Consider the following 8,698-nt stretch of genomic DNA (forward strand, 5'->3'; position numbering starts at 1 on the left):
GATGCCAGCCGCCGGCGTCCCACCACAGCTCGTGGGTGTGGTTGTCAGATACGCCTGTATAGATCACGTGCTGGGTGCCCTGCGCCTCAAACGCGTACGCCGCAAGCTGACCGACATCGCCGGGCGGGGCGCCGGCGGCGACGGTCAGGTCGTTGTGATGCCAGCCGCCGGCGTCCCACCACAGCTCGTGGGTGTGGTTGTCAGATACGCCTGTATAGATCACGTGCTGGGTGCCCTGCGCCTCAAACGCGTATGCCGCGAGGACGAAGCCGGGCGGGGCGCCGGTGGCGGCGGTCAGGTCATTGTGATGCCAGCCGCCGGCGTTCCACCACAGCTCGTGGATGTGGTGGTCGGCGCTGTGATAGATCACGTGCTGGGTGAACTGGGACTCAAACGCGTAGCCGACAAGGCCGATCGGTGGGGCGTCGCCCCACGACGTCGTTGGGGCGCCGGCAGCGACGGTGAGGTCATTGAACTGCCAGCCAGCTTCCAGGGCGCTCCACCACAGCTCGTAGATGTGGCTGTCAAGCCGGCCGGCGAATAGCACGTGCTGGGTGCCCTGCGCGTTGAACGCGTACCCCGCAAGCGGATTATTGGGGAGTGGGTCCGGGGCGCCGGCGGCGACGGTCAGGTCGTTGGTGTGCCAGCCGTTGATGTCCCACCACAGCTCATCGACGTGCGCGTCAAGGCCCCCCAAATTGAGCACGTGTTTGGTGCCCTGGGCGGCGAACACGTACCCCGCGAGGTCGGCGCCGGGATTCGCGTCGGGGCCGCCCGCCGCGGCGGTGACATCGGTTAACTGCCATTTGCCCATTGAACTTGTCCTTTCTTGCATGTGATGTCGGCGTGAATGCCTCTGCGCCGTCCTATTCCGATCCAGTGTCGACTTCGTAACTGCCATCTGGACGGTGCGTCTTTCGTGCCGAGGTGCACCTTTTCTCGCACTATCGATTGGACGTCGATCCGGGTGTTATGGGCAAGAGTGCGGTCCGCTGAGCGGACCGGCGCAGCTCAACGCTAAGTCCGTATGTAGCGAGATCGATAGCAAGACATCCCCACAGCGGCCGATGGACCTACCTGAGATCCACCCCCCCCGCTTCGTGCCGATCGCTGGCGCGGTCGCGGTGATGGCCGCGCCAGGCGTGCGCGAAATCGAACGACGAGGTCGGCCGGGCCGCCCTCGCTCCCTAGCGCGGCCTGGCCGCAGTGACAGTCCGCAGCCTCGACGGCGACTGGCACGACGCCCAAACCGGGTGGCTCGTGCTGCCGTGCTGGTCGACATCCACCCTGCCCGCCGCCACTGCTGCCCGCCCTGGGGGCAGCCGCCTCGGTCCGACATCCGCGTGTAACACTGCGTTTTCGAGGCACCGTCACTCCTGGCCCTGCGCACCTAGGGCCGCAGCTTCATGAGTCTGCGCCCGGTCTCATGGTCAGTTCTAGTGCGCCGCAGCGCACTCCGATGCATCCACGCGCCAGCACAACCGCACCGCTGCCGCACCGAGAGATATCGGGTCGTGACCGCTGCGACCAAAGAGATCACCCGACTAGGCTGGGGACTCGGGCCGCTCGGCCCACACTCGCTGCGCGGTGACGAATCACCCCAGTTCTCAGGGCGACTAACCTCTCCCGGCCGCGGCCCGTCCGCCAACGCCGCGAATTGCTCTGCAACATCGCCGGCCACTACGGGGCGGGCATGTATGCGGAAGTCGATGCCGTCGTTGGCCGTTGAGCGGCGCTACGCCGGCGGTGTGAAGCCGTTGGTGTTCTGCGTCGGTGCGGCCGGTGGCGGGCCCTGGGCCGGGACGGCGACCGGCACCGGGGCTGGGGGTGACGGGCGCAGCCGCGCCAGCGCCCGGCGGTGCCGCTCGGCCAGGACCGCGGCCAGCACGTGGTGTGCGGGAACGCCCGGCGGCGGCGGTGGTGAGATCCTTGCCGCCACGTCGCCCGCGATACGGTAGGCCATCTGATCGCGCACGCGAGGTTCCAGGTGCGGTGCGCGGGAAAGGAATTGGCGTGCCAGTTCGGCTTGCTCGACGGAGAGGCCCGAGAGCTCGAGCGACGACGCCCACCACGCCAATGACGGCGGCATCACCGGCGGTGGCGCCAACCGCGGGCCGCGTTCACCGATCACGACTGTGCCCGCGAACACGTCGCCGATCCGCTTGCCCCTCTTCGACAGAAGGCTGCAGATCACGGCAGGGCCGCCGAAGAACATCCAGATCTCGATAACACCGGCAAGCGCGCGGAACAGCGCCTGGCGGAAACGCTCGGGGCCGCCGTCGTCGGAAACGACCCGCAACCCCATCGCCATCTTGCCGAGCGATCGGCCACGCGTTGCGGTCTCGAACGCGACGGGGTAGCCGACCAGCACCAGCACCGTGAAGATGATCAGCACCGCGGCGCTCAGCGCCGGGTCGGTCTGTGCCAAGGTCGCCGCCCACAGCATCACACCGATCAAGTAGCCGGCGAACATCACCAGGATGTCGATCAACGCGCCGACCGCGCGCACGGGCAGCTGCGCGATCTGCACATCGAGGACGACGGCGTCCCCGGTCACCACGTCGGACATACCGCCGAAGGCTACGCCGTATGCTCGCCGGGGTGGACGTCGACGCGTTCGTGCTGGCCCACCGCCCGACGTGGGACCGGCTGGAGCAGTTGGTCAAACGTCGGCACGGGTTGTCCGGTGCCGAGATCGACGAACTCGTCGAGCTGTACCAGCGTGTGTCGACGCATCTGTCGATGGTGCGGTCCGCATCTGGCGACTCCGTGCTCGTCGGCCGGCTGTCGAACCTGGTGGCGCGGGCCCGCTCGGCTGTGACCGGCGCGCACGCGCCGCTGTGGAGCGAGTTCGCCCGATTCTGGACGGTGTCGTTTCCGGTGGTGGCGTACCGGGCCTGGCGCTGGTGGCTGGCCACGGCGATCGTGTTCTTCCTCGTCACCGTGGTGATCGCGTTGTGGGTCGGCGGCAACCCGGAGGTGCAGTCCGCGGTCGGTACTCCCCGTGAAATCGACCAGCTGGTCAACCACGATTTCGCGGCGTACTACAGCGAGAATCCGGCCGGGTCGTTCGCTTTGAAGGTGTGGGTGAACAACTCCTGGGTGGCGGCGCAGTGCATCGCGTTCTCGGTACTGCTCGGCCTGCCGATCCCCTACGTGCTGTTCCAGAACGCGGCGAATCTCGGGGCGGCCGCCGGGCTGATGTTCGACGCCGGCAAGGGTAACGTGTTCCTCGGGCTGCTGGCCCCGCACGGATTGCTGGAGATGACCGCGGTGTTCCTCGCGTCCGCGGTGGGCATGCGGCTGGGCTGGTCGGTGATCTCGCCGGGCAACCGCCCCCGCCTGCAGGTGCTCGCCGAGCAGGGCCGCGCCGTGGGGGCCGTCGCTGTCGGCCTGGCCGGCGTCCTGTTGGTCTCCGGCCTGATCGAAGCGCTGGTCACGCCCTCGCCCCTGCCGACCTTCGCCCGCATCGGCATCGGCGTGGTCGCCGAGGTGCTGTTCTTGACCTACATCATCCGTTTCGGCCGACGCGCCGCGGCCGCAGGCGAATCCGGGGACGTGCAGAACGCGCCGGACGTCGACCTCATCCGCTGACGCTCGCGCGCTCAGAGTCGGCCCGCGGCCTTCATCGCGAGATACCGGTCCGCCAGTGCCGGCGCGATTTCCTCCGGCGGCGCGTCGACGACGTCGACGCCGCCGCGCCGAAGCCTGGCCGCTATCGCGCGGCGCTCGTTGCGGGAGCGCTCCGCGGCGGCGGCGTCGTAGACCTGCGCGGCGTCCGACCGGCCCGCCGCGAGCCGGTCCACCCGCGGGTCGGCAACCGCCGCGACGATGACCTGATGCTTCGACGAGAGCTGCGGCAGCACCGGCATCAGCCCTTCGTCGAGCGCCGACGCGTTGAGGTCGGTCAGCAGCACGACCAGTGCCCGCCGCCGAACGCGCCGCTGCACCGCCGCCACCATCGCCGCCGCGTCGGACTCCACCAACGCCGGTTGCAACGCGGCCATCGCCTCCACCAGGTGGGCCAGCACCTCGGTGCGCGACGCGCCGAAGACGCCGGCCCGCACCTCCCGGTCGTGTGCGAGGAAGTCGACGTGGTCGCCGGCGCGGGACGCCAGCGCGGCCAGCAACAGCGCCGCGTCCATCGACCAGTCCAGCCGCGGCCAGCCGCCCGGGTCGCCTGCGGTCGGGTCGACGCCGACCCGGCCGGCCGACGTGCGGCCGGTGTCGAGGACCAGCACCACCCGCCTGTCGCGCTCGGGCCGCCAGGTGCGCACCACCACGTCGGCACGCCGGGCAGTGGCGCGCCAGTCGATCGACCGCACGTCGTCGCCGACGACGTACTCGCGCAGCGAGTCGAACTCCGTGCCCTGCCCGCGGATCAGCACCGGCAGTAGGCCTTCCATCTCGCGCAGCTTGGCCAGCCGCGACGGCAGGTGCTTGCGGCTCAGGAACGGCGGCAGGATCCGGACCTGCCACGGCACCTGCTGCGAACGCTGCCGGCCGGCCAGCCCGAGCGGCCCGATCGCCCGGGCCGTGACTGCCGCCGAATGCTGATCGCCGCGACGGATCGGCCGGAGCCGGGTGACGACCCGCTGCCGCTGGCCTGCCGCGATGTCGACGACGTGCGCGCGAGGTTCGGCCCTGACGCTGGGGGCCCATGCGTCGCGCACCTGGCCGCGAAAGCGACGGCGGCCTGCGTTCGCCACCTGCAGGACGGTGTCCACCGGCTGCCCCAGCCGCGCCGTGGGGGCACCTCCCGCTTGCGGGGGAGTGTCGCCGTCGCGGCCGAACTCCAGCGCGCGGGGGCTGGCGGCCAAGGCCACATCCAACGTGACCAGCGCCGCCAACACCACGAGCAGCACCACGAAAGTGGTTGCCGGCCAGGACGAAAGGGCCACCGGAAGCACGCAGAGCAGCGCCACGAGCCCGGTGCGCCCGGTCAGAATCACTAGCGTGGCACCGGGACCGACGCCAGGATCCCGTCGAGCACGCCGTCGGGCGTCGCGCCTTCGAGCTCGGCCTCCGGGCGCAGCCCGACGCGGTGCCGCAGCACCGGGCGGGTCATCGCTTTGACGTCGTCGGGCGTGACGTAGTTGTGCCCCGACAGCCACGCCCATGACCGGGCGGTGGCCAGCAGCGCGGTCGCTCCGCGCGGAGACACGCCCAGCTGCAGCGATGGCGACTGGCGGGTCGCGCGGACGATGTCGACGATGTAGCCCATCACCTCGTCTCCCACCAGCACCCCACGCACGGCCGCCCGGCCGGCGGCCAGGTCGTCGGCCGTGGCGACGGCTTGCACCGCCGACAGGTCGCGGGGGTCGAAGCCGCGGGCGTGCCGGTCGAGGATCTCGATCTCCTGGTCGCGCGGGGGAATCGGGACGTTCATCTTGAGCAGGAACCGGTCGAGTTGCGCCTCGGGCAGCTGGTAGGTGCCCTCGTATTCGATCGGGTTCTGCGTCGCCGCGACGATGAACGGGTCGGGCAGCGCCCGCGGCTGTCCCTCGACGCTGACCTGCCGCTCCTCCATGGCCTCCAGCAGCGCCGCCTGCGTCTTGGGTGGGGTGCGGTTGATCTCGTCGGCCAGCAGCAGGTTCGTGAACACCGGCCCGGCGCGGAATTCGAACGCCGCGGTGCGCGCGTCATACACCAGCGAACCGGTGACGTCGCCGGGCATCAGGTCCGGGGTGAACTGCAGACGCTTGAAATCCAGTTGCAGCGCGGCGGCCAGCGCCCGCACCAGCAGTGTCTTGGCCACCCCGGGCACCCCTTCGAGCAGCACGTGTCCGCGGCATAGCAGCGCGACCACCAGCCCGCTGACCACGGCATCCTGGCCGACGACCGCCTTGGCGATCTCGGCGCGCAACGCGATCAACGCCGTGCGCGCCGCCTCCGCTGACTGGGCCGGGGCTTGCTGTGTCACGAGTCTGCGACCTGCCTTTCGATGTCGTCGAGTTCGCGGGCGAGGTCCACCAGGTCGGTGTCGGTCGCCGGCGGGGGGCCGTAAAGAGTGTGCTGAACGGCGTCGTAGCGCGCGTGGCTGCGCTCGGCAACGGCGGTGACCACCGCCGACGGGTCGGCTTTGGGGCCGAGGCCCAGGCGCGGCAGCATCCGCTGCAGTGTGGCGGTGCGCAGCGCATCGGCGGCCCGGTCACGGGCGCGCCGCGACCGGTACAGCCTGCCGCGGCCCTCCACGGTCTCGGACGCCCGCACCACCACCGGCAGGTTCTCCGCGACGAGCGGACCCATGCGTCGACCCTGCCACCACGCCACCACGGCGACCACCAGTGCAAGCTGCCAGACCATCCAGCCGACGTTGTCCGGTATCAGGTCGACAATGTCTGTCCCGCGCGTCCTTTCACCTTGAAAGTGTTGCGGCGCGTACCAGATGAGGCGTGGTTGCCGCCCCGCGAGGTTCATCGCCAGGGCGGCGTTGCCCTCCTTGAGCAGGCCGGAGTTGGTCATGAAGTCGCCGGTGGCGACCGCGGTGATCGTGCGATCACCGTCGCGGTATCGCACGACTGCACCGTCGTAGCAGCGGGTCAGCGCGGTGTCCCCGGCGGCCTCGTAGGTGCCGCCGGGGCCGAATTCCACCGGTCCGGCCCGAACGGCCTCTGGCAGGTCACAGTTGGGTTCCCCGCCCATCGTGGTTGCGCTGGTGATCCGGATTCCCGGGGCCAGCGCGTCGCGGATCGTGGTCACCGGCTCGACGAGCAGACGGTCGCCGGGTACGCCGGCGAGTCGCCCCACGACGTCGTCGTTGACGAGGAAATACGTTTCGGCCACCAGTAGCAGCGAATCGGGTCGCGCTGCCGATTCGACCTCGTCGACGTTGTGGGCCACGACGACGTCGACTCCGCGGTCGCGCAGCAGAGCGACCAGGGCATGCGCCCCCTCGGGTCCGGTGGAGTCGGCGTCCATCCGGCCACCCGGGCGTGGCGCGGTCAGGTACGTGCCGATGGCCGCGACCGCGACGATGACCAGCAGCGCCAGCAGCACCCACCGCCACGTCCGCCACCGTTGGGGCGGCGCGGTGTCGTGAACCGGCGCTGCAATGCTCATTGGACTTCGGCCCACGAACCCGGAGCCGCGCCGGACCCCGCGGCGGGGCCGGAAGCCTGACGCCGAGAGCGCAGCCGTTCGTCCAGATCAGCGATCGTGCGGTATGCGGATTCCGTGCCGGGCCGCTCGCCGTAGGTCACGTCGTTGAACGACGTTGCCGCACCGGCCAATTCGGAGCGCAGCTCGGGCACCGACTGGCCGGCGTCGCGGGCGAGCTCGCTGGCCGTTCGGCCGGGCACGGGGTTCAGCACGCCGTCCTCTTCCAGCTGACGTGCCACGGCCCGCAGCCGATGACGGATGGCTGCGACCCAATTGCCTTCGGCGGCAAATCGTTCCGCGGTGGCACGGTGTTCGGCGGCGCTCAACTCGGCGCCCCCGAACAACTGGTAGTCGGCGCCGCGGTTGGTCCGCATCGTCCGGCGGGCGACCCGCACGGCGATGACCACCGCCACCGCCAGCAGCGTGACCAGAACCGCGATCGTGAGCCAGCCGCCGGGAATCGACGACCCCTTCATGACCAGCCGGTAGATGAAATCGTCGAGCCAGTCCGACAATCGCTGCGTGATCGATTCCTTCGGATAGCTCGGCTTCGACAATTCGCGCTGGGCCGCGTCGTGAGCGGCGTCGCGGTCGACGATCACCATCGGCATGCTCAGGGGTGCCGGGTCAACCAGAGATGGTCGGTGGACCCTGCGGGGCCGGCGGGCGCGCCGGCGGCGCCCGTCTGCAGCACCAGATCGAATGCCTCGGCCCGGATCCGGCGGTCGGCGTAGAGCAGCACGACGACGCCGGCGCTGAACGGCGCGGTGATGATCTGCCCGATCGCGTTGCCGACGGACCGCAGCACCAGCGCGACGAGGACGGCACCGGTCGAGGCCGCGCCGATCGTCAGCAGCTGACCGGCGACGGTGAACGGGATTGCGACGGCGCTGGCGACGAGCCCTGCCACCACGGCAGCAAGCAGCCGGATGCCCAACACCCGCCAGAACGAGCCGCGCACCAACGCGAACGACCGCGCGATCGCGGCGAATACCGGCAGCCGCTCCAGCACGATCACGACGGGCGCGAAACTCAGCACGGTGCCCAGATAGGCCAGTGCGGCGACGAGGCCGATCACCAGCGGGATGCCGGTGACCAACGCGATCCCGCCGTTGGCGCCGGCGTCGACGGCGACGATGACGACCACCACCGCGGCGATCAGCACGGCCGCGCCGGCGGCTTCCAGGGCCGTGAGGCCGATCAACGCCGGCAGCCGACCACGGACCTTTTCCCAGGCTTCGCCGATCGTGATGTGCGCGCCGAACACCGCTCGGCCGACGACGACGGTCAGCATGCCGCTCAACAGAATCGCCGACAGGCCGACGGCGACGACGCTGGCTATGGCGCCCACCGTTGATCCGGCCAGGGCGGCGTTCGACACGTGCTCGCCGCGCAGCGGTGTGAAATTCCCGGTGGCTGCCGGCGGAGCGACTTGAAGGATCAACCCGATGATCTGCGCGATGATCACGACGATCGTCGTCAAGCCAAGCGTCGCTTTGGGATTCGCGCGGATATATGCGACCGCGCCATTGAAGATGTCGCCGAGGGTCAGCGGGCGCAGCGGGATGACGCCCGGTTTGAGCGCCGGCGGATACCC

8 protein-coding genes are annotated in these 8,698 nt (G+C 70.2%); 1 reads left to right on the top strand and 7 read right to left on the bottom strand.

The genetic code is table 11. The annotated features are described in order from the left end of the window. The coding region (locus VKG81_RS12755; RefSeq protein ID WP_324396427.1) for a hypothetical protein at window positions 1-814 on the bottom strand (814 nt) is incomplete at its 3' end. Between the two features lie 921 nt (window positions 815-1,735). After that, on the bottom strand, window positions 1,736-2,569 hold the full coding sequence (locus tag VKG81_RS12760) for an RDD family protein (protein ID WP_324396429.1): 834 nt from the start codon (window positions 2,567-2,569) through the stop codon (window positions 1,736-1,738). Between the two features lie 32 nt (window positions 2,570-2,601). Here VKG81_RS12760 and VKG81_RS12765 point away from each other — a divergent pair, with 32 nt between their 5' ends. After that, window positions 2,602-3,594, top strand: a complete 993-nt coding sequence (locus tag VKG81_RS12765) for a stage II sporulation protein M (protein ID WP_324396440.1) — start codon at window positions 2,602-2,604, stop codon at window positions 3,592-3,594. Window positions 3,595-3,605: 11 nt separating this feature from the next. On the opposite strand, the gene VKG81_RS12770 is transcribed toward VKG81_RS12765, so the two are convergent. From VKG81_RS12770 to VKG81_RS12790, 5 genes are all read right to left on the bottom strand, one after another. Then, window positions 3,606-4,952 (bottom strand): DUF58 domain-containing protein, encoded by a 1,347-nt coding sequence (locus VKG81_RS12770; RefSeq protein ID WP_324396431.1) that lies wholly within the window; start codon window positions 4,950-4,952, stop codon window positions 3,606-3,608. Then, complete coding sequence (locus VKG81_RS12775; RefSeq protein ID WP_324396433.1) at window positions 4,952-5,923, bottom strand: MoxR family ATPase; 972 nt, start codon at window positions 5,921-5,923, stop codon at window positions 4,952-4,954. Before VKG81_RS12775 ends, VKG81_RS12770 begins: the two co-directional genes overlap by 1 nt. Then, on the bottom strand, window positions 5,920-7,062 hold the full coding sequence (locus VKG81_RS12780) for a DUF4350 domain-containing protein (RefSeq protein WP_324396435.1): 1,143 nt from the start codon (window positions 7,060-7,062) through the stop codon (window positions 5,920-5,922). Before VKG81_RS12780 ends, VKG81_RS12775 begins: the two co-directional genes overlap by 4 nt. After that, the gene (locus VKG81_RS12785; RefSeq protein WP_324396437.1) at window positions 7,059-7,712 is read right to left on the bottom strand and encodes a DUF4129 domain-containing protein; all 654 of its coding nucleotides are present in this window, start codon (window positions 7,710-7,712) and stop codon (window positions 7,059-7,061) included. The genes VKG81_RS12780 and VKG81_RS12785 overlap by 4 nt, the downstream gene beginning before the upstream one ends. Before the next feature lie 2 nt (window positions 7,713-7,714). After that, the coding region (locus tag VKG81_RS12790; RefSeq protein WP_324396438.1) for a hypothetical protein at window positions 7,715-8,698 on the bottom strand (984 nt) is incomplete at its 5' end.

It is taken from the genome of Mycobacterium sp. (assembly GCF_035314905.1).
In the GTDB taxonomy this organism is placed as follows: Bacteria; Actinomycetota; Actinomycetes; order Mycobacteriales; family Mycobacteriaceae; genus Mycobacterium.

Excerpts from the sequence above, each read along its gene's own strand:
- VKG81_RS12760 (WP_324396429.1), bottom strand. The coding sequence starts at position 2,569 with ATGTCCGACGTGGTGACCGGGGACGCCGTCGTCCTCGATGTGCAGATC.
- VKG81_RS12780 (WP_324396435.1), bottom strand. The coding sequence starts at position 7,062 with ATGAGCATTGCAGCGCCGGTTCACGACACCGCGCCGCCCCAACGGTGG.
- VKG81_RS12785 (WP_324396437.1), bottom strand. The coding sequence starts at position 7,712 with ATGCCGATGGTGATCGTCGACCGCGACGCCGCTCACGACGCGGCCCAG.